At 39.3% G+C, this 23093-nt stretch carries 23 protein-coding genes; 14 read left to right on the top strand and 9 right to left on the bottom strand.

The genetic code is table 11. The features are described from left to right. Positions 1–31: 31 nt before the first annotated feature. Entirely contained in the window at positions 32–766 is a 735-nt protein-coding gene (locus tag CPS94_RS06560; protein ID WP_238145326.1) for a diacylglycerol/lipid kinase family protein, read from the bottom strand. Positions 767–823: 57 nt separating this feature from the next. Beyond that, positions 824–1201 (bottom strand): large-conductance mechanosensitive channel protein MscL, encoded by a 378-nt coding sequence (gene mscL, locus CPS94_RS06555; protein ID WP_056958233.1) that lies wholly within the window; start codon positions 1199–1201, stop codon positions 824–826. Between the two features lie 375 nt (positions 1202–1576). Between mscL and gdhA the strand changes: the two genes are divergently transcribed. Next, positions 1577–2911, top strand: coding sequence for an NADP-specific glutamate dehydrogenase (gene gdhA, locus CPS94_RS06550; protein WP_112194422.1), 1335 nt, complete (start codon positions 1577–1579; stop codon positions 2909–2911). A gap of 134 nt (positions 2912–3045) precedes the next feature. Here the strand turns inward: gdhA and CPS94_RS06545 are convergent, their stop codons facing one another. After that, positions 3046–3579: a hypothetical protein gene (locus CPS94_RS06545; protein ID WP_112194424.1), complete on the bottom strand. Its 534-nt coding sequence runs from the start codon at positions 3577–3579 to the stop codon at positions 3046–3048. Positions 3580–3867: 288 nt separating this feature from the next. Here CPS94_RS06545 and CPS94_RS06540 point away from each other — a divergent pair, with 288 nt between their 5' ends. The 4 genes from CPS94_RS06540 (at position 3868) to CPS94_RS06525 (ending at position 6464) form a co-directional block, all read left to right on the top strand. Beyond that, the gene (locus CPS94_RS06540; protein WP_112194426.1) at positions 3868–4575 is read left to right on the top strand and encodes a TVP38/TMEM64 family protein; all 708 of its coding nucleotides are present in this window, start codon (positions 3868–3870) and stop codon (positions 4573–4575) included. 587 nt (positions 4576–5162) lie between these two features. Further along, on the top strand, positions 5163–5813 hold the full coding sequence (gene apf, locus CPS94_RS06535; protein ID WP_112194428.1) for an aggregation-promoting factor: 651 nt from the start codon (positions 5163–5165) through the stop codon (positions 5811–5813). Positions 5814–5968: 155 nt separating this feature from the next. Continuing rightward, positions 5969–6151, top strand: a complete 183-nt coding sequence (locus CPS94_RS06530) for a hypothetical protein (protein WP_056959161.1) — start codon at positions 5969–5971, stop codon at positions 6149–6151. Between the two features lie 82 nt (positions 6152–6233). After that, on the top strand, positions 6234–6464 hold the full coding sequence (locus CPS94_RS06525; RefSeq protein WP_004051468.1) for a cytochrome b5 domain-containing protein: 231 nt from the start codon (positions 6234–6236) through the stop codon (positions 6462–6464). Positions 6465–6509: 45 nt separating this feature from the next. On the opposite strand, the gene CPS94_RS06520 is transcribed toward CPS94_RS06525, so the two are convergent. Further along, on the bottom strand, positions 6510–7745 hold the full coding sequence (locus CPS94_RS06520) for an aminopeptidase (RefSeq protein ID WP_112286416.1): 1236 nt from the start codon (positions 7743–7745) through the stop codon (positions 6510–6512). A gap of 128 nt (positions 7746–7873) precedes the next feature. Here CPS94_RS06520 and wecB point away from each other — a divergent pair, with 128 nt between their 5' ends. Further along, positions 7874–9016 (top strand): non-hydrolyzing UDP-N-acetylglucosamine 2-epimerase, encoded by a 1143-nt coding sequence (gene wecB / locus CPS94_RS06515; protein WP_112194432.1) that lies wholly within the window; start codon positions 7874–7876, stop codon positions 9014–9016. A gap of 77 nt (positions 9017–9093) precedes the next feature. Here wecB and CPS94_RS06510 read toward each other — a convergent pair whose 3' ends face one another. Together CPS94_RS06510 and CPS94_RS06505 are read right to left on the bottom strand one after the other, a co-directional pair. Then, the gene (locus CPS94_RS06510; RefSeq protein WP_112194434.1) at positions 9094–11961 is read right to left on the bottom strand and encodes a YfhO family protein; all 2868 of its coding nucleotides are present in this window, start codon (positions 11959–11961) and stop codon (positions 9094–9096) included. Between the two features lie 40 nt (positions 11962–12001). Next, positions 12002–12454 carry a flavodoxin gene (locus CPS94_RS06505; RefSeq protein WP_112194436.1) on the bottom strand — a complete coding sequence of 151 codons (453 nt, stop codon included), beginning with the start codon at positions 12452–12454 and terminating at the stop codon, positions 12002–12004. 159 nt (positions 12455–12613) lie between these two features. Here CPS94_RS06505 and map point away from each other — a divergent pair, with 159 nt between their 5' ends. The 4 genes from map to CPS94_RS06485 all read left to right on the top strand — a co-directional run bounded on the left by map (position 12614) and on the right by CPS94_RS06485 (position 16315). Then, positions 12614–13405, top strand: a complete 792-nt coding sequence (map, locus tag CPS94_RS06500; protein WP_004051474.1) for a type I methionyl aminopeptidase — start codon at positions 12614–12616, stop codon at positions 13403–13405. Between the two features lie 534 nt (positions 13406–13939). Continuing rightward, entirely contained in the window at positions 13940–14812 is an 873-nt protein-coding gene (gene galU, locus CPS94_RS06495; protein WP_004051476.1) for a UTP--glucose-1-phosphate uridylyltransferase GalU, read from the top strand. Between the two features lie 59 nt (positions 14813–14871). Next, entirely contained in the window at positions 14872–15384 is a 513-nt protein-coding gene (locus CPS94_RS06490; RefSeq protein WP_004051478.1) for a LysM peptidoglycan-binding domain-containing protein, read from the top strand. A gap of 10 nt (positions 15385–15394) precedes the next feature. Continuing rightward, positions 15395–16315, top strand: coding sequence for a YihY/virulence factor BrkB family protein (locus tag CPS94_RS06485; protein ID WP_112194438.1), 921 nt, complete (start codon positions 15395–15397; stop codon positions 16313–16315). A gap of 36 nt (positions 16316–16351) precedes the next feature. On the opposite strand, the gene recX is transcribed toward CPS94_RS06485, so the two are convergent. Next, on the bottom strand, positions 16352–17149 hold the full coding sequence (recX, locus tag CPS94_RS06480; protein WP_089135250.1) for a recombination regulator RecX: 798 nt from the start codon (positions 17147–17149) through the stop codon (positions 16352–16354). A 107-nt stretch (positions 17150–17256) separates the two neighbouring features. Between recX and rlmD the strand changes: the two genes are divergently transcribed. The 4 genes from rlmD (at position 17257) to CPS94_RS06460 (ending at position 21630) form a co-directional block, all read left to right on the top strand. Continuing rightward, positions 17257–18627, top strand: coding sequence for a 23S rRNA (uracil(1939)-C(5))-methyltransferase RlmD (gene rlmD / locus CPS94_RS06475; RefSeq protein WP_153551848.1), 1371 nt, complete (start codon positions 17257–17259; stop codon positions 18625–18627). 124 nt (positions 18628–18751) lie between these two features. After that, positions 18752–19297, top strand: a complete 546-nt coding sequence (gene ntdP, locus CPS94_RS06470; RefSeq protein ID WP_004051486.1) for a nucleoside tri-diphosphate phosphatase — start codon at positions 18752–18754, stop codon at positions 19295–19297. A gap of 98 nt (positions 19298–19395) precedes the next feature. Continuing rightward, a complete protein-coding gene (locus tag CPS94_RS06465) occupies positions 19396–20520 on the top strand; it encodes an AI-2E family transporter (protein WP_004051488.1) in 1125 nt (374 codons plus the stop codon). Positions 20521–20601: 81 nt separating this feature from the next. Next, positions 20602–21630: an NAD(P)H-dependent glycerol-3-phosphate dehydrogenase gene (locus CPS94_RS06460; protein WP_112194442.1), complete on the top strand. Its 1029-nt coding sequence runs from the start codon at positions 20602–20604 to the stop codon at positions 21628–21630. Positions 21631–21690: 60 nt separating this feature from the next. Here CPS94_RS06460 and CPS94_RS06455 read toward each other — a convergent pair whose 3' ends face one another. Next, complete coding sequence (locus CPS94_RS06455; RefSeq protein WP_331250498.1) at positions 21691–22566, bottom strand: IS3 family transposase; 876 nt, start codon at positions 22564–22566, stop codon at positions 21691–21693. After that, complete coding sequence (locus CPS94_RS06450; protein WP_004047940.1) at positions 22551–23078, bottom strand: helix-turn-helix domain-containing protein; 528 nt, start codon at positions 23076–23078, stop codon at positions 22551–22553. Before CPS94_RS06450 ends, CPS94_RS06455 begins: the two co-directional genes overlap by 16 nt. Positions 23079–23093: the final 15 nt, after the last annotated feature.

Genomic DNA, 23093 nt, shown 5'->3' with positions numbered 1-23093 from the left:
AAGTTAGATTCCTTTGTCCAACTTAGGGGGTTCACTTCACCAATAAGTTCTTTTTTTCGATCACTACAAGGGTAAGTTTTCCGTCGTCTAGTCGTGCTTTGGGGAAAAGGGCAACGCCCCCGCCAAAATATGGTTGATCAGTGATCGTACATAAAAATGCGTGTGAAAAATTTTTAGGTGGAAAATTTGGCAAAGTCACTGTCAATGTAAATGGCTTTTGTTGGCTGAGTGCTTTGAAAAAGCAAGTAGCATAGGCGAATTTACCTAAGTGCAATTTGTTTAGCTGATTTTTTAACTGTGAATTATTCGTTATTTCAACGATCTGGGCATCAAAGCCAAGCCCTAAGTTATTTGAGAAGACCCCAGCACGATCTGAAGTTTTAAAGTACCCTAGATCAAGGGTGCGTGGGGCTTTTTGGGCCAAGAGCTGAGCTAAGGCTTTGTTGGGATCAGTAGAGATCTGGGCAGCTTTAGCAAAATCATTACCGGAACCACAAGGGATGTATCCTAAAATGACATCTAATTTAGTGGGAAAAGCTATGGCATTTAAGGCATGATAAAGCGTACCATCCCCACCTAAGATCACAAAGATCGTTTTAGGCGTGAGTTTTGCTTGCTGGCGTAGGTGTTGTTTTAAATCTGTACTCGATGTAGTCAAATAGTAGCTATACTTTAAATTTAATTGGCATAATTTCTTTTGTATTTTAGTCCAACTTTTTTGAGCGCGCCCATTGCCTGCGCTGGGGTTGATGATAAAATGATACATAAAAAGCCTCCAAATTAAGGTTCTTAATAAGTATACCTTAATTTGGAGGGGCAAGGCTTATTTTTTATCTTTCAATAAATCACGAATTTCAGATAAAAGTTCGATCTCTGGTTCAGGACCAGCATCTTCGACTTCTTCTTCAACTTTCTTAGGCATAACTTTATTGACAGCTTTGACGATCAAGAAGACCACAAAAGCAATGATCAAGAAGTTGATCACGGCGTTTAAGAAGACCCCAAATTTAAAGGTCGTTCCGCCGATCGCAAGCTGAAGATCAGAAAGATCGATCTTACCGAGGAATAACCCGATAAACGGATTGATCAAGTTAGTAACAAGTGAGTTAACGATCGCAGTAAATGCGCTACCGATGATGACCCCAACAGCTAAGTCTAAAACATTACCGCGGCCAATAAATTCCTTAAATTCTTTTAACATTAATTTCACCTCCAGTAAAAATTGGTTGCAATCAAGATAATCTTAAGTTTAGCTAATATATCTAAATAAAACAAGCTAAAAGCTTTGAAAAAATTAAGTTTTTTTGAAAAATTCAAATTTTGTTCGGGGTTTGGTTATTTATAGATACAAAATTATAACAAAGAGGTTTTAAACTTTAATATGAGTTTAATTTGGAGGATAGGACTTGAATTTTAAATATACATTAGGGTAGAATTAAAAATATAATTTGATCAGCAGAAAGTCAAACGTAGATGCCACCAAAAACTACGATCTTTAAGAAAGGAAAAGCTATTAAAGTCTTTCGAAATACAGTAATTGTATTTTTCTACGTTTATTTAATAGTAGGGATAAGAGATGGGATATGTCGATGAAGTTTTAGCGCGTGTAGCAAAGCAAAACCCAGAACAAGCCGAGTTCAAGCAAGCGGTTGAAGAGGTTTTAGGATCACTTCGTCCAGTGATCGAGCGTGATGAAGAAAAGTATCGTAAGCAAGCTATTTTGGAACGTTTGACGACTCCTGACCGGCAAATACTCTTTCGGGTCGCTTGGGTCGATGATGCAGGTCAAACACAAGTCAATAATGCATATCGAGTTCAATTCAATAATGCGATCGGGCCATATAAGGGTGGTTTACGGTTGCATCCTTCAGTTGATTTAAGTATCATCAAGTTTTTGGGCTTTGAACAGATCTTTAAAAATGCTTTGACTGGCTTACCAATTGGTGGAGGGAAAGGTGGTTGTGATTTTGATCCTAAAGGAAAATCAGACCGCGAGATCATGGCATTTTGTCAAAGCTTTATGACTGAACTGGCTAAGTATATCGGAGCCGATATGGATGTGCCAGCCGGTGATATCGGAACTGGGGCGCGTGAGATCGGTTATCTTTTCGGACAATATAAACGTTTAAAGGGTGTCTATGAAGGTGTCTTGACTGGCAAAGGACTCGAATACGGTGGCTCTTTAGTCCGAACAGAAGCGACCGGTTACGGGTTATTGTATTTGGTCGATGAGTTGTTAAAAGATCATGCTCAAAGTTTGCGTGGCAAAACTGTAACTGTTTCAGGAGCTGGTAATGTGGCGATCTATGCGATCAAGAAAGCCCAAGAACTTGGCGCTAAAGTTGTAACTTGTTCAGATTCGACCGGTTGGGTCTATGATCCAGCGGGGATCGATGTAGCTTTATTACAAGAAGTAAAAGAAGTTAAACGTGCGCGTTTGACGGAATACGTGGCCAAGCGTGCTTCGTCTAAATATTATGAGGGACACGGTGTTTGGAGCGTTAAAACTGACATAGCATTGCCATGTGCGACACAAAATGAATTACATTTAGCTGACGCAAAACAGTTGGTCGAAAATGGTGTTCTAGCTGTGGCAGAAGGAGCCAACATGCCAACGACCTTAGAAGCAACAAAATATTTACAAGAGCATGGTGTTTTATTTGTTCCTGGTAAAGCGGCTAATGCTGGTGGAGTCGCTGTTTCAGCGCTAGAAATGAGTCAAAACTCAGAACGCTTGAGTTGGACTTTTGAACAGACAGATGAAAAATTAAAAGAGATCATGCAAAAGATCTATCAAAATATCAAACAAGCAGCTAAAGAATATGGCTTTGAAGATGATTTTGTTTTAGGAGCTAATATTGCAGGCTTCAAAAAAGTTGCTGCAGCGATGGAAGCACAAGGTATCTATTAGTATGAAACAATAGTTCAAATACGTCTTTGAGCTATAAATGCAGTCATCTAGTGAAAACGAAGGGCTCAACACGATGTAAAATATGCATTGTGTTGAGCCCTTCGTCATTCATACGATTTTTTATACTTGTTTATTTACTCTTGTGTAGTTGCTTTTGCTGCTTCTATATCGGCTTGAGTGATCGAGATCGTAGCTAGATTGCTACCATCAGGATTGTCATATTTTACCAAGACTTTAACATCAGGGGCAATGGCTTTAGCCTCATTTACTAAAGGCTCAACTTCTGGGATCAAAACTTGTTTTAGAGCTTCATTATCAAGATTGATATCTTGTGGTTGAGCAAAAGTATAGGTGTAAATGACGGTACTATCTTCACCTTCATCGATCGCAATGTCTTTGAAAGTGTTATTCTCACCATTGAGCTGAGCTTTCAGGGCTGGGATCTGACTTTGAGCAGTTTTGATCATTAAAGCAAAATTTGCTGAGTTACCTTTAGTTGATTTAGCACGTGAAAGTGAGTTTTTACTGGTAGAACTTGTTTTACTACTTGAACTTTTAGCGCTACTAGAGGAACTGCTTGCAGTATCCTTTGTCTTATCGTTAGAACAGGCTGTTAGACCAAAAAGGAAAAATACACTTAAAAATGCAATAAAAAATTTGTTTTTCATTAAAAAACCTACTTTCTTCTAAGATATATTTTTATTATATAGAGGGATAATAGCTAGTACAAATCTAAAAAAATCGATATACACCCTTCAGGGGGAGAGAGTTACAAATATAACTATATTATTTTAAATGTTATTTCAGAGATAATATCTAGTGGTATAGTAAAAGTGTTTTTGTAAGTTTCTACCTATAATATGTAAGTTATACTAGATAGATATTTTGAGTAACTGGAACTTTCTTAAATTAATTGTTAAACTTAAACTAAAGAAAGATAAGGTAGGGGAAGCGAGATGACTGAGTTACACATTAGAAATCGTAAATTATTATATTGTTTAAGTAGTTTAGGTATCGTTTTGGCAGCGGTACTGATCTATGTTATTTTTAAAAATAATGAAACGCAGTATTTACAATTTTTAGATCCTAAACATGATAAGAGCGTTTTGATGCATACCTTTCGTGATCGAGGGCCTAAAGATGCCCTATTGTTGATCTTGTTGACGGCGATCACTTCGGCTGTGCCAGCACTTTCCAGTTCAGTTATCTGTATTTTTAATGGTGTTTGCTTTGGGCCAGTTATCGGATTATTGATGAATATTACAGGTAACTCACTAGGAAATGCACTAGTAGCTGGCTTTTTTACTAAGTTTGACGAAGAACATGATTTTAGTAAAGAAACTAAGCGCCCTAATCGGATCTTAGAACACTTGGCACATTTTAAGAACAAAATGGTTGCGTTGATCTTGGGTTATATGATTCCGATCATCCCCTCGTTTTTAGTCAATTATATGGGTGTTCGCCTGAAGATGGATTTTAAAAAGCAGTTCTTATGTATCGTGATCGGTGTTCTCCCGACCTCGTTTTTATATGCCTTTGGTGGGGATGCTATTTTTAAGGGAAATGATTTAAGGTTGATCATTAGTACTTTGTGCATTATTTTACTGGTAGTGGGTGGTGTTACTTTCTATCGTAAAAAGCACGATGCTAAAAAAACTAATTAATATATAGTAGTAAAATCAGGTAGCAGGTCAGACCACTACCTGATTTTTTATATTTTACGCTAAATGACGCATTTTTGTCATAAATATTTGGTAACGAATGGAATTTAATTGATAAAATATCTCTAAAATACGAACTTATGTTTGATAAGGGTGTTACACTATTTCATGAATGTAACAAGGATGGCTAAAAAAGCGGAATTTTCGAAAAAATAATCGTTTTTTAGCCATTGAAAAAATTTTTTTCGAATTTTTCCAAAAAAATTTAGTCAAAATTGGTAAAAAAGAGGCGTTTTTTGTCATAAAACTTATAAAAGGTAAGAACAGCGAGATTGCGGGCTTTAGTTTAGATAGATGGGATTTTAGTATAAAAGAATTGTTACTAAATATTACGAAATGTAACAAACATTACACAACTTCCATTTTAGGTAAAGATTTTGGTACTTTAATGTCACAATCAATCCGTATACTATTCATTGTTAGCTCGCAAGGAGCTAAAAAGCTTTGAGCTTTTGGATGTTATTAGAAAAATAGATATTTGAATTTGAAAACATATAAGTAGAAGAATTTTACAGGAGTGAATATATTTTATGAATTTAAATAAAGTTTTATTATCAGCTGCAACAGTCGTAGGTTTTACCGCTGCTACAGTAGCTACTGCAAATGCAGATACAGTGACAGTTAATGCAGGTGATACACTTTCACACATTGCATTACGTAATAATACAACAGTTGAAGCTCTTCAACAATTAAACAACTTAGAAAACATCAACTTGATCTTCCCAGGTCAAAAGATCGAAGTTGGCGGTCAAACACAAACAGTTGAACAAACACCAGTTGTAGTTGCTCAACCAGCACAAACAGCACAAGCTGATCAAACTCAACAAGTGGCGCAAGCCCAAGCAAAAGCAGCAGTTGAAGCTCAACAAGCAGCCCAAGCAGCCGCAGTTCAACAAGCAGCTCAAGGTCAAAGTTACACAGTTACTCAACAACCAACGACAAGTACAGCAGGTAACGGTGACGAAACAGCTGCTCGTGAATGGATCGCAGGTAAAGAATCTGGTGGTTCTTACACGGTAACAAACGGTCAATACATCGGTAAATACCAATTATCTGCTTCATACTTGAACGGTGACTATTCAGCAGAAAACCAAGAACGTGTTGCTAACAACTACGTATCTTCACGTTACGGTTCTTGGACAAACGCTAAGCAACACTGGTTACAAAACGGTTGGTACTAAGATAAGATAATTATAAATTTTGAAAGACTAGGGTCGTCCTAGTCTTTTTGTGTTATTTTTAAAGTTTCACTAAATGAGCTTAATTTTCATGAAAATCAATATGGAAAGTATTATAATTTTAAATGATGAAATATTTAGTAACTTGAGGTGAGAATATGCGGCTTTCAACAACGCTAATTATTATGTTGGTATGTTTGTTTGGGCTGTTGATGATCATTAGTGCGGTCAATATGCACGAAAAAGAGTCGATCATAATGAAAGTTATCTTATTTGTTATTGGTGTTTTGGCACTGCTGGTCGGTGGATATCTTTTGATTCGCGGAGTTTTATTAGGGTAAGATAAAACAAATTATTTGGTCTATAAAGTACAATGTGGTAGTGTTAGTGTGAAAGGCGAATTATTAATTTGGAGGGATCTGTATGGAAAAAGAATTTGATTTGACACAATTAGCACAATATGACGGGCAAGATGGACGTCCGGCTTATGTTGCGATCGATGGCATTGTCTATGATGTTACTGCAGTGCCTGCTTGGAAAGGTGGCAAGCACCACGGGAATACAGCTGGTAACGACCTCAGTGCTGTGATCACACATGCTCCCCATGAAAAAGCAGTCCTAACTAAATTACCTAAAGTCGGTACGCTAAAATAATACTAAAAAAGGAAGGTTTTAGGCCTTCCTTTTTTAGTATTGAAATTAAGCCCAATCACCATTTCTAAAGATCGGGGCTTTTGTACCATCAGCGCGGATACCGTCAATATTCATATCGGCTGAGCCCATCATGAAATCAACGTGGATCTGACTGAGATTTAATCCAGCAGCCGCTAAAGCTTCATCATCCATCGTAGTTCCGTCTTGGATACTGAAAGGATAGGCACTTCCTAACGCTAAGTGGTTGCTGGCATTTTCATCAAATAAGGTGTTGAAAAAGACGATCCCTGAACGTGAGATCGGTGAGGGATCAGGGACAAGCGCTACTTCGCCAAGAGAGCTAGCGCCAGCATCAGTTGCGATCAAGTGCTCTAAGATATCTTGGCCTGATCTAGCTTCGATCTTAGTTACATGACCAGCCTTAAAAGTGAACTTGATGTCTTCTAAGATATTGCCCGCGTAGCTAAGTGGTTTAGTCGAAGTGACATACCCGTCGATGTGATCTTTATCAGCCGCAGTGAAAACTTCTTCAGTTGGCATATTAGCCATAAATTCGATCCCATCACTACTAAAGCTGCCAGCACCTTCCCAAATATGATTTTTAGGTAATCCAATAGTTAAGTCGGTCTTGGAAGAAGTGTAGTGAAGAGCTACGAATTGTTCATCATTGAGCCATTTAGCCTTATTACGCAAGGTTTGATCGTGTTCTTGCCAAGCTTTGATCGGGTCTTTTTGATCGATCCGACAAGTCTTAAAGATCTTCTCCCAAAGTCGGTCGACAGCTTCGGTATCACTTAGGTCAGGGAAAACTTTTTTAGCCCAAGCTACGTCTGAAGCAGCAACGACAGTCCAGGTAAGGTCGTTGTTTTGGGTCGCTTTACGTACATTTAAAAGGGCTTTTCCCATCGCAGCCTGATTTTTAGCGATCCGTTTGGTATCGATCCCACTAAAAGCATCGGGATCTTCGGAGATCACTGAGATCCGTGCGGCATGCTTAGAAACGATATAATCTGCTTCAGCATTTACATATGCGGGAATATTTTCGAGGCGTTCTTCTGAAGCGTGGGCTAAAAATTGGCGACTAGTGAAGGTATCATTCCATTTAACGATAACTTCATTTGCTCCGGCGGCATAAGCCTCTTTGATGATCAAATGAGCTAATTTTTGTTGAGTTACTGATATATATAGGACAACAGTTTGTCCAGGCTGAATGTTGACGCCTGTTTTTATGATCAAGTGAGCATATTGGGCGAGTTTATGTTCGAAATTTGCAATGGTCATAAAAATTCCTCCTTATTTTTATCTATAATACCATAAGTAGCTTGGATTAAGGTATAATTAAATTTTTGTTTGAGTTTAACTATTGTTATAATTGAGATGAAATACAAACTTTTTAGGAAGTGATATGCGTGAAAAAACTTAAAGTGATGCTGGTTTTTGGAACTCGTCCAGAAGCGATCAAGATGGCACCACTGATTTTAGAATTAAAAAAACGTGCGGCTGAGTTTGAGACTGTTGTCACTGTGACAGCCCAACACCGCGAAATGTTAGATCAAGTGCTTGCGGTCTTTGAGATCACCCCTGACTATGACCTTGATGTGATGCAACCAAATCAGACGATCACAACGATCACGACTAATGTGATGAATCGTTTAGAAGAAGTGATCCAAGCAGAAAAACCAGATATTATCTTGGTCCATGGTGATACAACAACGACCTTTGCTGCTAGTTTGGCGGCTTTTTACAATAAAACTGCGATCGGTCATGTTGAAGCTGGTCTACGGACTTGGAATAAGTACTCACCTTATCCCGAAGAGATGAATCGGCAGTTGACCGATGTTTTGAGTGATCTGTATTTTGCACCGACTTTGCAAAGTAAAGAAAATTTATTACAAGAAAATCATCCCGTAGATCAAGTTTATGTGACGGGAAATACGGCGATCGACGCCTTAAAGCAAACGGTTGCTCAAGATTATCAACATGATATCTTGGAAAAAGTTGATTTTTCTAAAAAAGTTATTCTAGTAACAATGCATCGTCGGGAAAATCAAGGTAAACCGATGGAACAAGTCTTTAAGGCGATGAAAGATGTTGTGAATAAACATCCTGATACCGAGATCATTTATCCTGTCCACCTCAGTCCGACTGTACAAAAATTAGCCCATGCTGCGTTTGATGGTATCGAGCGGGTCCATTTGATCGCACCGTTAGATGTTGTTGACTTTCACAATTTGGCGGCACGGTGTCATTTTATCATGAGTGATTCGGGTGGAGTCCAAGAAGAAGCCCCATCATTAGGTAAGCCAGTTTTAGTCTTGCGCGATACGACCGAACGTCCAGAAGGGATCGCAGCTGGAACGCTCAAATTAGTCGGGACTGAATACGAAAATGTCAAGCAAGAAATGACAGTATTGCTAGAAGATGAAACACAGTACCAACAAATGGCGCAAGCTAAAAACCCATATGGTGACGGGCAAGCTAGTCGCCGGATCTTAGATGCGATTGCCTATCACTTTGGGCAGTTGGCTGACCGCCCACAGGATTTTAGTTGATAAAAAGGCTATGCTAAGTGAATAATAAAGGACCTATCGTGCTCATTATCACGATAGGTCCTTTATTATTTATCCGGTCAGTGTATTCGTTTATTTTTTAGAAATGTAAAAAGCCCTAAGCTAGCATATAATAAAAGCCCTAGTACTGATAGTAAAGCTCCAAGTTTAAGACCAGGTAAGTGGTAAGTAAAGGTCACCTGATGTTTTCCTTTACTTAAGGTCGTACCGATAAAAGCTTGGTTAGTCTTGATGACGGTACGTTTTTTACCATCGACTGTAACTTCCCAACCTTTAGAGTAAGGGATCGAAGACGTCAAGATCCCTTTTTGGGAGGTAGTGATATTACCGCTAACACCATTTTTAGTTAATTTGACATCTTGTAAAGCTTGTCTTTGGAGTTGTTGGACTTGCTTATCATAGCTAGTTCCCAGCTTTTCAACGTAGATCTTTAATTTGAAACTATATGTCCCAAGTTTTGAGGGCGTCAAAGTCAAACTTGAAGGTAATTCTTTGAAATAGCCACTGTTCAAAGTACCTTGAGTAACAGTTTTATAAAATGACAAAGCGTTTTGTTTAGGCTGGAAGAGTTTTTCTTGCCCAAGGTCGGAAGTTACACTAAGTGAAAAACTGTTGTCTGGTGAACCTTGTAGGATATGGTAACGGAAATATTTATAGGAACTTAGAAGTTCATTTTTCGCTAAGATCCCCTGGGTCAGATCATTTGTTTGCTTGCGTTTTTCCAAAGCTAGTTGCTCACTAAAAGTGAAAGGTGTGTATTTGATCTGAGAAAAGGAAAAATGTAATTCACCGGCACCGTACTTTTCGGGTTCTTCTAACACGATCTGATAGGTCTCATCGCTATCTTGTTTTACAAGGTCTTTGGGTGAGACTACTGTTCCGCGACTTGAGATCAAACGATAAGGGATCTCAACGACTTCAGAAGTGACGGTTGCTGTAGGATAATTTTTAGCTAGTTTATCATCAACAACGACACCTAAAGCTAAGGCCCGTTCACGTTGTGTAGGATTTAATTGCTCAGCGCGCGAAGCAGCTATTGCTTTAGATTGCAAATATAGCAAGGGAAAAGCATTTTTTGTTTGGTAAAGCAAAGTTTGTTGATCTTTTTTACTATTTCCATTTGGATCAGTGATCTTTTGGGTCGTCTTGGAAAGCTCATAACCATAAGGCACTTTATTGGCGTTAGGGTAGTTGAGCAAAGCAAAAAGATAGCGTACGCCTAAGAAATTGTTCAATACCGTGCGGTCAGAAACTTGCCCCAAAGGAATATTAGCTTCATACTGTGAGTTTTGCATCACATTTGAAAAATCGCCTAAGGATTTAGTTTGAAGTGAGTAGTAGGAATTGATCGAATAGAGTTTAGAATCTAAAACATTGTAAAGATGGTAATCTGAACCCAATTCATAATTCTTGCTCAAAGTCGAGATCCGATAAAAATCACTTTGGGGATCGGGCAACGCTTTATCTAAACCAAAGAAACGCTCATTTTTTAAGGTCTTATATGCACCAGCAGGTAACATTTCTGTCGCATAGCCACCGTTGTAAGGCGCTTCAAAGTAGACTGCATTAAAGCAGACGTTAGCGATCAAGGCCCATAGTAATAGGTGCGCTGGTAATTTTGAACGGATATTTTGCATATTTGAAGCGATCAAAATACTCCAAAAGATAAATAAAAAGACGATCGGGATAAAGAGTTTTTCATCATTTTGGAATAGATAAGTCACGCTAATATATGCTACATAAAGTAGTAGGCCATACGTAAAACTTTTCAAGGTTTTTTGGGTGAGTTTGTGGCTATTTTTTATCAAGCAACAAACTGCTAGGGCCATCGGTAAGCACGTTAGTAGAGTCCAGCGATTCGAAGGTGCAAGCATCCCATTAAAAACAGCGCCGAAAAATGGAAAGAGCAACATGATAAAACTTAGCAAAAAGCTTCCAAATAATAGGGGATATTTTTTGCGTTCACTTACTATATAAACGAGCGCAAAAAAAGCTAAGCTCGCAAAACCAAGTGCGCTCCAAAAGTAAAAATCACGGTTAGCTCCATTGATCAGCTGACTTGGTAGCGCTAAGTAGTAATATGGCGGATAAAGAGTCAGTCCATTAGCAAATGCGCCCCCTGAACGAGTCGAATTTTTAACAGCTAAGATCTCAGGGATAAGCATGATGCTGGCACATAGCAAACTAGTCAGCGTCGCTATCCCTAAATTGAAGATGACTTGGAAAATATCTTTAGGATAATAGAGCTGACGATAGTGTGTTAAAAAGCGTAATCCTAAGTAGATCATAGCGCCGATCCCTAAGACGTAGGCAAAGTAAAAGCTACTGATCAGCATCCAAGTAAAAACTAGGATCAAAGGTAAGTAAGAACGTTTTTGTAAAACAGCCTCTAAAGCCACGATTATCAACGGAAAGAGGATGAACGGGGTCGTAAAGAAGGGCTGAGCGACATTTGAATAGAGCAAAAAGGCATTAAAGAGATAGACCAATGCTCCAGCAACGATCGCCAAACGTCCAAAGTCAAAATGCTTAGCTAGATAACAAAAGGCTAATCCTGCACAGTATAACCGCAAGATAATCGTCAATTGAAAAGCTAAAGCCAGCTGACTTTTAGGGAAAAGTAAAGCGATATAGGTAAAAATATCTCCAATGTTATAGTAGGAATATACCTGAAAAGCATCACTTCCCAAACCAAAGTTCCATGCCCACTGGGTCATTCCCTGACTGGGGGCCTTGAAAAAGTTTAAGACGAGCTGGCGATACTGTTCCAATAAGGGCAGATGCTGATTAGCACCATCTAAATGCCAGATCAAGGCGTGTCCAGTTATCAAATAAGTTCCATAGACAAAAAATGAAACCAGTAAGAAGGCTAAAGTATAGGTCAGATATAGATGTTTTAACTGTTTTTTCTCAAAAGAAAAATTCAAAGCAGTCACCTCAGATCAGTTTTTTGTCATGGATCTAACTTTAAGCATTGACAGCCTTTACTAAAGCTTTGGCAAAATCATCCAAGTGTTTGATATCTTCATCACTATCAGGTGCTAAATTGATCTTAACGTTTTGTGCGCCCTGTTTAGCTCCAGCATTTGCTAAAGCTTGTCCAAATTTATCGACTGCTAAGCCGAAATATTCGCCGTAGAAAGTATCGCCAGAGCCAGCCACACCGTAAACTTTGCCAGTTAGATCGACATCAGCTAGTTCTTCATAAAAATCGATCCCTTCATCAGGAAGTGACCCTTCATCGTAAGTATATGGGCAAACTACACAGAGATCGACTTCTTCAAAATCAGCCGGATCAGCTTGTGAGATCTCTTCGACTTCTACGTCCATTCCATTTTCTTCAAGTGTTTGTGCGATAATATCTGCAATATCTTCATTGTTGCCAGTGATCGTGGCAAAGACAACTTTAGCTGTAGCCATAAAATTATCCTTCTTTCATATTTAATGTTTAGTTACAAGGACTATTATACCAAAATTGATGACAAATATTTTCCCAGAAATGATAAGATATTTAAAAACTCAAATGATAAAGGTATAATGGAAGGGTCAAAGAATTTTATGAAGGGAATTTAGATATATATGATCACATTAAAATCACCACGCGAGATCGAAGCAATGGCAAAATCTGGTGCGATCCTTGCTGGGATGCATGTAGGTTTGCGCGACATCATCAAACCAGGGATCTCGAGTTGGGATATTGAAGAATTTGCTAGAAAGTATTTTAAAGAGCATGATGCAGTTGCTGCTCAGATCGGCTTTGAAGGCTATGAATATGCAACTTGTGTCAGTGTTAATGATGAGATCTGTCATGGTTTCCCACGAAAGAATCTGATCTTAAAAGAAGGCGATCTCGTCAAAGTCGATACAGTAGTAGACTATCATGGAGCTTTTAGTGATTCTTGCTGGAGCTATGTAGTGGGCAAAGCAAACCCAGAAGTTGAACGCTTGATGGAAGTGACAAAAAAAGCGATGTATCTTGGGATCGACCAAGCAAAAGTCGGTAATCGGATCGGCGACATCGGGGCTGCGATCCAAAAATACGTCGAAGAGGAAAATGGTTATGGCGATGTTCGTGAATTTATCGGCCACGGGATCGGGCCAACAATGCATGAAAGCCCTAATGTACCACATTATGGTGAAGCTGGTAAGGGCGTTAGATTGCGTGAAGGGATGACGATCACAATCGAACCAATGGTCAATGTTGGTGACTGGCGTGCTGATATGAGCGATCCAGATGGATGGGTCGCCCGTACTGCGGATGGGAGTTTGTCTTGTCAATATGAGCATACGATCGTGATCACTAAAGACGGTCCTAAGATCTTGACCTCGCAAGACCCAGATATTGATGCAAAATATTTATACCGTCCATAGTGAGAGGTCAAATGATACAGTAGAAAGAATGAGCCGCAATTTTTCGCACTGTGGTTATAGTCGTGCTACAAATTGCAACTCCTAGGAAATAACAACAAGCAAACTTCGAGGCAAAAGACGCCTCAAAATTTGCTAGCAGTTATTTCTACGGAGTAAAACGCAATTTTTCGCACTGTGGTTATAGTCGTGCTACAAATTGCAACTCCTAGGAAATAACAACAAGCAAACTTCGCGGCAAAAGACGCCTCAAAATTTGCTAGCAGTTATTTCTACGGAGTAAAACGCAATTTTTCGCACTGTGGTTATAGTCGTGCTACAAATTGCAACTCCTAGGAAATAACAACAAGCAAACTTCGAGGCAAAAGACGCCTCAAAATTTGCTAGCAGTTATTTCTACGGAGTAAGGCGCAATTTTTCGCACTGTGGTTATAGCTTGTAAATCTGGGTAACACTGGTATAATTAGATTTGGAATGCTCAAGCGTTACCACTGTGGTTATAGTGGGGCGTAGAAAATTTTAAAGAGGTATTATTAGATGAAAGTAAGAAAAGCAGTTATTCCTGCCGCTGGTTTAGGGACACGATTTTTGCCTGCAACTAAGGCTTTGGCTAAAGAAATGCTGCCAATTATCGATAAACCAACGATTCAATATATCATTGAAGAAGCTAAAAAATCTGGGATCGAGGATATCTTGGTCGTAACAGGTAAAGGTAAACGTCCGATCGAAGACCACTTCGATTCAGTTCCTGAATTGGAACAAAACTTAAAAGAAAAGGGTAAGACGGATCTGTTACGTCTGGTCGAACAAACGACTGATATCAACTTGTACTTTATCCGCCAATCCCACCCACGTGGTTTGGGTGATGCAGTTTTAATGGCCAAAGACTTTGTGGGCAATGAACCATTTGTGGTCATGCTTGGTGATGACATCATGGAAGACAAAGTACCATTGACAAAGCAATTGATGAATCGCTACGAGGAAACACATGCTTCAACGTTAGCTGTAATGAAAGTGCCACATGAAGAAGTTAATAAGTATGGTGTCATCGATCCAACTTCTGAAACTAAACCTGGCTTATATGATGTTAAACAATTCGTTGAAAAACCAGATGTTGATAAAGCCCCATCTGATTTGGCGATCATTGGGCGTTATCTATTGACGCCAGAGGTCTTTACGATGCTTGAAACACAAGAACCAGGCGCTGGTAATGAGATCCAATTGACCGATGCGATCGATCGCTTGAACAAGATCCAACGTGTATTTGCACATGAGTTCAAGGGTCAACGTTACGATGTTGGTTACAAGTTTGGCTATCTTAAGACTTCGATCCAATTTGGTTTGCGTCACCCAGAAGTGCAAGCTGAATTGAAAGAATATATCAAAGAATTAGGCAAGACACTTAAATAGTCGAAAAAGCTGGGATCGATCCCAGCTTTTTTGATTTCAGCTGAGGGGAGGAATTTTAGATGACACGTAAACATCATCACGGCAAACACAGTCGACGTGGTCTAGCGTTGAAAATAGGGGCAACTATGTTAGTTGTATTATTGGTATGTATTGTTGCATGGAAAAACGAGACGATCCACAGTAGATTAGTTAGTGCTTTTGGCGATAATGAAAGATTGCAAAAAGTAGAATATGACAAGCAACGAGCCCTAGCTGCTAAAAAATATGGTTCTTCAACAAAAGAGGTGCCAAAAGCATCAGCTAAGACTGATAAAGCGTCTGTCAAAGCAAATACAAGTCAAAGTTCAACTGTGACAAATAGTGCAAGTGAGCGTTCAAGTTCTAAGTATGGCACGTATACGGTCCAGGAAGGTGACTATCTCTCGACGATCGCAACTAAATACAATACAACGGTCCAAGAACTGATGGAGTTAAATGCTCTTGAGAGTTCACGGGTAGCTGCGGGAGAAACGCTTAAAGTCCCAATAAAAGATCAACAACAAACGTCAACGCGTAGTGCCGAAACAGAGTAATGAGGATGTAATGGAATTTAAGACAGTTAGACAAGAGTTGGATGCTTTCTACAAAATTGCGAGTAAAAATTTTAAACGCGCTAATATCAGTAATACTGCGATCGTGATCGCCTATTATACTTTAGTTGCGATTTTTCCGATGGTCATTTTTATCGGAAATATTTTGCCATTATTGCATATCAAAGCTAGTGAAATCTTGCCTTATTTAGAGATGGCAGTTCCAAAAGCTGTTTATACCACCCTCGAACCCTTATTAGAAACTTTTTTGAGCAATGGTTCTTCAGGGGGAGTCGCCTCAGTCAGTGGGATCATCTCCGTTTGGGCAGCTAGTCGGGGAATAAATGCCTTAAAGAAAGCTTTCAATGAAGCCTTTGGAGTTGGAAATGATCAAGGGATCTTCACCCAGCGGATCTTATCATTTTTGATCACGATCTTCATCGGTGCGCTGTTGGTGATCGCTTTTGTCGTATATAGTTTTGGGCAACTAGTTTTAGAATACTTCATACCGATCTTTAGCTTGCCCTTAGATTGGCTGACGACCTTTACTCAATTAAAATGGCCAACGACACTTTTAGGGATCTTTTTGATCATGTGCTTATTGTACTTGTTAGTTCCCAATGCAAAGGTCCATTTACGCTCTCTTTGGGTCGGCGCTTTATTTTCGACGCTAGGCTGGATGCTTTTGACCCAAGGCTTTAGTTTTTATGTCCGTTATTTTGCTCGGTCGGTGTTGAGTTATGGAACGATCGGGACATTTATCGTATTGCTATTTTGGATGAACTATAGTGCTTTGGTGATCATGGTCGGCGCAGTTATTAATGCGACTTTAGAAGAGCGCAAATACGGTACGATCCGTTCTAAACGAACCTTAGACCACTTTAATGATAGTTCAGTCAAGCGTTTTTTTAATTGGAAACATAGATCTAAATAAATTAAATGCCAGCTGCTAAAACGGCTGGCATTTAGTTTATTCTGTGGTGATCTCAGCTAGATAACGTTCGATCTCACTCAAGGAAAAGCCTTTACGGTAAAGTGCTTGCTTTAATTTGAAGAAACATTCTGGTTGGGGATAACGTTGATAGCGGCGTAAAAGTTTAGCGCCTTGTTCACGGAGAGCCTCAAGTTGAAGCGTATCATCTTTTTTAAGGGCTAATTCTTCGAGGACCAAACTGATCGTCTCGCTGCTAAAGCCTTTAGTGGCAAGATGCTGATAGAGTTTATTTTTCAAAGCTTGAAAGGCCAGTTTTTTATTTTTGGCAACAAATTTTTCGGCCAACTTAAGTGCAGTCTGGACTTGTTGCTCAAGGCTAAATTCAATGAGAGCTTCATTGATAAATTCTTCAGCGACGCCTTTTTGTTTGAGCTTTTGAGCGATCACAAATGGTCCTTTATCAGTTGTCTTAGCCGCTGTGCGGACGTAACTTTTAGCATAAGCCAAGTCATCTAAGAGATTTAATTCGACTAATTTAGAAATGATCTGGTTTTGATCATTTTCAGGAACTTCAAGTTTAGTTAAATAGATCTTGATCTCTTTTTTAGTCCGTAATTGATAGCTGAGATGATCTAAAGCTTTATTGTAGGCCTTAGAGAGCAGGTCGGCTTGCTGTAAGTGTTCGATCATTTCTTCATCAAGTTCGAGGCCCTTAGCGAGACGATATTTGATCAAAACGTCTTCGCTGACCGAAAAGGCGTACTTACCGTCTAAATAGATATTGAAACGCCCGGCTTTTTTTTGCGTCGCGATCGCAGTGATTTTTTTAGCCATCAATTTTCCTCTTTTCTAATGATGTTACTACTATCTTAGCTTAATGTGTTATAATTTCAAAGATAAAAAATGGAAGGAATTTTAGAGTGAAACGAGTAAAGCCCAAAATGGCCTCTGGGGTCAGATTGAAAAAAGACCAAAAAATTGTTGTGACGATCAAGCGTTTAGGCATAAATGGTGAAGGTATCGGATATTATAAGCGAAAGATCGTCTTTATTCCTAAAGCTTTACCAGGCGAAGTCGTCTTAGCCAGTGTGACAGAAGCTAAAGAAAAATATGCCAAGGCGCGTTTGTTAAAGATCAAACAAGAAAGTCCAGCTCGAGTTCAACCAGTCGATAAATATGATGTTGGTGGGATCGAACTTGAACATTTAGCTTATCCAGCTCAATTGGAATTTAAGCAAGATGTGATCGCACAGGCTTTAGCTAAGTATCGCCCAGCTGGGTATAAAGAATATGAGCTACGCCCGACTTTGGGAATGGCTGATCCTTATCACTACCGCAATAAAGCTCAATTTCAGGTGCGTAAAAATAAAGCAGGGCAAGTTATTGCCGGCTTATATAAAGAAAATAGCCATATTTTAGTCGATCTACCGACTTTTGCGACACAGCGCGACTTGACGATGAAAGTAATAAATACGGTCCGAAAGTTACTAGAAAAATGGCAAGTTTCGATCTACGATGAACGTAAGGATCAGGGAGCAGTTAAAACTTTAGTTGTCCGGGAATCCTTTGCAACGAAAGAAGTTCAGCTTGTTTTCATAACACGAACGGCGCAATTGCCCCGCAAAAATGAAATGTTGACTGAGATCAAGCAGTTATTACCTGAAGTTGTGTCAGTGATGCAAAATATCAATCCCCAGAAGACATCTTTGATCTGGGGCGAAGAAACGCAATTATTGATGGGAAAAGAAAGTATCACTGAAAGATTAGGTGATGTAAGTTTTGAATTGTCAGCGCGCGCCTTTTTCCAAATGAATCCACTCCAAACTAAGGTCTTATACGATGAGGTCAAAAAAGCTTTAGAACTATCGCCAAACGAGACTTTAGTCGATGCTTATTGTGGAGTAGGTACGATCGGATTATATGTGGGTAAGGAGGCAAAAGAGATCCGTGGAATGGATATCGTGGCCGAAGCCGTGGCTGATGCAAAAATAAATGCCAAAAAAGCTGGGCGCAATGCCATTTATACGACGGGTAAAGCGGAAACAGTCATTTTAAAGTGGCTCAAAGAAGGATTTAGCTTTGATGCCTTAGTCGTTGATCCCCCACGCACAGGTTTAGATGAAGCTTTGATCAAGGCAATCTTAAAATATCGCCCAGCTAAGTTTGTCTATGTTTCATGTAATCCTTCGACTTTGGCCCGTGATCTAGTTGCGTTGACCAAAGCCTATCGCGTTGAATATATTCGCTCTGTCGATATGTTTCCGCAAACAGCGCGGGTTGAAGCAGTCGTTAAGTTAGTTAGACGCGTCTAGTAAAAATAGTGCTCAAAGAATTATGGTCCCAGTTATATTGTCATAGGCATTTTCTGTAATCTTTGGTATAATTAAAATGATATTGGTGTAACTACACCCTTGTTTATAGAAAGCAGGAAGTTATATGCGTCATTCAAATGGGCCAAAGGAAGGCGAGTTTATTACGATCAAGAGTTATAAACACGATGGTAGCCTACATCGGACATGGCGCGATACGATGGTACTTAAGACAAGTGAAAATGCTTTGATCGGATGTAATGATCACACTTTAGTTACAGAAGCTGATGGAAGGCGTTGGGTCACCCGTGAACCAGCTCTGGTTTATTTCCATAAGCACTACTGGTTTAACATTGTGGCGATGATTCGTGATAACGGGGTCTCCTACTACTGTAATCTAGCCTCACCAATGGTTTTAGATAAGGAAGCTCTCAAATATATAGATTACGATCTGGATGTAAAAGTATTTCCTAATGGCGAAAAACGTTTGCTCGATGTAGATGAGTATGCTGAGCACAGTGCTAAATGGAAATATCCGGCTAAAACAGATTTGATATTAAAGCATAATGTTAAGACACTAGTCGATTGGATCGAACACGGCAAGGGACCGTTCTCAAAAGAATATGTCGAGATTTGGTATAATCGCTATTTAGAATTGTCGCGCCGGCAGTAATTGCCTGTTTATAACCATTTGGGGCTGTGATAGAAGTCGCAGTCCCTTTTTTTATATTCAAAGGTGAGGAAGACCAAAAGAAACAGAAAGGAAAAGTTATGTTTAATAAAAAAAGACGTTATCGTTTGATGTATTGGTCACTTGAGTTGTTGTTGGTCGCATTGTTGATCTTTGTTTGTACCCAGATAGGTTTCATTTTCGAACCGATCGGGATATTCATTTCAACGATCTTTGCGCCAGTATTGATCGCAGGTTTCTTATTTTATGCGCTGAATCCCTTGGTCAATTTGCTTACTAAAGTCCAGTATAAAAGGTTTAAGATCGGGCGCACTTGGGCAGTGACGCTCGTCTTTCTCTTGTTCTTTGCTTTGATCGGTTTGGCAGTTGCTTATTTAGTCCCTAAATTAACGACCCAGGTCGAACAATTAGTCGCACGGACACCTAAGTATTTAAGTGAGCTTCAAGCATACTTAACTGAACTAGCACGGAATTCTAAACGACCAGATTGGGCCGATAAGATCGATCTGACTGAATACATCAATAATATCAAGGGCTCAGTCAATGGTATCTTGAAGAACTTTATGGGCTCATTGACCTCAAGTTTGGGTTCAATGATCGGTGCGGTGACAAGTATCACAATGACGATCGTAACGGTTCCTTTCGTACTCTTTTATATGTTGAAGGACGGACCAAAACTTTTGCCAAATATAAAACGCATGTTACCTGACAAACAAGCTGATGTTATCGGTGATCTATTGGTAAAAATGAGTGATACGATCGCCAAATACATTTCAGGTCAAGTGATCGAGTGTTTGTTTGTCGGAACATTTTCAGCGATCGGTTATGGCTTGGTCGGGATCCCATATGCGCTTTTGATCGGAATGTTTGCCGGGATCACGAACATCATTCCGTATCTTGGACCTTATATCGGACTGGTACCCGCGATCTTTATCGCACTTTCAATGTCATTTAAAGAGGTTATCTTAGTGATCGTTGTCTGTGTGGTCGTCCAACAGATCGATGGTAACCTAGTTTATCCAAACGTGATCGGCAAAACATTAGATATCCATCCGTTGACGATCATCATGATCTTATTAGCGGCTGGTAACATTGCAGGACTCTTAGGAATGATCTTGGCGATCCCACTTTATGCGGTCTCAAAGGTCGTTGTGACTTATGTTTACGACATTATCAAACTCCAAAATAGCGATACGGATGCTTAAGTGTCTAAGTTGCCAGTGACCACGATTTGTGGTATTTTGAAATTGTATTGAAAATATCTTATAAATAGGGATGTATATTTTATGACAAAAAAAATAGCAGTATTAGGTGCCGGTTCGTGGGGTAGTACACTTGCGAGCGTTTTAATTGAAAATGGACATGATGTCACACTTTACACAAACGTTGTCGAACAGGCGGCAGAGCTTAATGAAGAGCATACAAATGAACAATATATGCCTGGCTTTAAGTATTCAGAAAAACTACGGGCAACGACAGACTTGGAAGAAGCTTTAACTGATACCGATGCAATTTTATTTGTTGTACCAACTAAAGTAACACGTTTGGTGGCTAAACAAGTCAAAGAAGTTTTAGCTAAATTAAAACAGCGTCCACTGGTGATCCATGCCAGCAAGGGACTAGAGATCGGGACTCATAAACGGATCTCAGAGATCATTCACGAAGAATTGACCGATCAGTATTGCTCAAGCATCGTCGTCTTGTCTGGTCCTAGTCACGCCGAAGAAGTAGCGCGGCATGACATCACGCTGATCACAGCTGCTAGCGAAGAAGAAAAAGCCGCTAAGCAAGTCCAAGACATGTTTACTAATAACTACTTACGGATCTATACCAATACCGATGTAGTTGGCGTCGAAACAGGGGCTGCTTTTAAGAACGTCATCGCGATCGGCGCTGGTATCTTACATGGTTTAGGTTATGGTGATGATGCTAAAGCAGCTTTGATGACACGTGGGTTAGCCGAAGTTGCACGTTTAGGTATGGCTTATGGAGCTAGTCCGTTGACCTTTATGGGTCTTTCTGGTGTCGGTGACTTGATCGTCACATGTACATCAGTGCATTCTAGAAACTGGCGCTGTGGTGATCAACTTGGCCAAGGTAAGCCACTTGATGAAGTTATTGAAGATATGGGCATGGTCATTGAAGGGATCAATACCGCTAAAGCAGCCTATGATCTTTCACGTGAAGAACACATTGAAATGCCGATCACAGAAGCTATCTACAATGTTTTATACAATAAAGCTGATATCAAAGAAGAGATCAGTAGTTTGATGACCCGCGATAGTAAATCTGAAGTTATCGGAAAACGTAAATAAACTTAAAAGATCCGCTCTAACATTCAGGGTGAAGTGAACCCATAAAGTTGGACACTCTATTTAGACTATATTTCTTAAGGCAAGATGTCGGTATTCTACCGGTGTCTTGCCTTTTAGTTTGACCTTTATCCGTTCGTTATTGTAATAGCTGATCCAGCTGATCATTGCTTTGACCAACTCTTCTTGTGTTGTATATTCTTTATTGTGATATAGCTCTACTTTCATTGTGTGGAAAAAACTTTCCATGGGTGCATTATCTAAGCACGTTGCCCTACGAGACATGCTTTGAAAGATCCTATTTTCTTTTAGCTTCTTTCGCCATTGGACACTCTGATATTGGACACCTTGATCGCTATGGAGAGTCATACGATAGTTTAATTTAGGTCTAAGTTTTATCAATGCATCCAACGGTTTTACCACGAAGTCTGTTGTTGGATGCTTACTGATACTATAGCTTACTATTTCATCTGTACATAGATCTTTGATAGGTGAAAGATAGACACGTTCTTCTTGTGTCTTATTTCCATACCTAAATTCACTTACGTCGGTCACCATTTTTTGAAATGGTAAATGTGTATCAAAACGTCGATGTAATAAGTTCTTAGCTTTCTTACCTTGTGGTCCAAGGGCAGAATTATATTTTCGCCTTTGTTTATTATACATATGCGCTGATAGATCATTTTCTCGCATGATGCGACTAACACGCTTATGATTTACTTTTATGCCTTGAGATCGTAATTTCAGTGTTACTGTACGATAACCAAAACACGGGTGCTTTGATTTGACCTCCTTTATAAGCTTTAATAGCTCCTCATCTTTATTTTTTCGCCTGTTTATTCGTTGGGCTTGATAGTAAAATGTACTACGTTTAAGACTAGTGTAAGGTAGTATTTCATCCAATGTATATTTAAATTTTTGCCTTAGTTCTTGGATGATTTGATATTTTTCTTGCGATGTCCGCGCTTCTGAACCAAGGCATCGAGTTTTTTTAAGTATTCATTTTCAACCCGTAAAGCACGATTCTCAGCTCGTAAACGTTCTAATTCAGATAATTCTGATTTTTCTGCTTGTTTATTATTGTTGGTCGTCATGTGTTTAGCCCGTCCTCTTCTAGTAAATAAGGCATCAACACCTTTAGTATCCAATTTACGTTGCCAAGTCGCGATCGTCCCAGGATTACTTATATCAAACTGAAGTGCCGTTTCCGGATAGGAAGCCTTATGCCTTTTTCTCCAGTTTAAAACGTTGAGCTTAAAATTTCCATCGTAATCGTATTTAGGGTAGCGAACTTTTAACCCATCAATACCATATTTTTGATATCGTTTGACCCACATAAGGATATTTGAGTGATTCTTCACTTTATAAACTTTAGCTACTGTGTTACTTCCATATCCTCTTAGATACATATTTACAGCCCGCAACTTATCCTCAAAAGAAAATTTAGTCATAGTAAAACCCCCTAA

The organism is Ligilactobacillus murinus (assembly GCF_003288115.1).
GTDB lineage: Bacteria > Bacillota > Bacilli > Lactobacillales > Lactobacillaceae > Ligilactobacillus > Ligilactobacillus murinus.
This window is presented reverse-complemented; position numbering and strand designations above follow the sequence as displayed.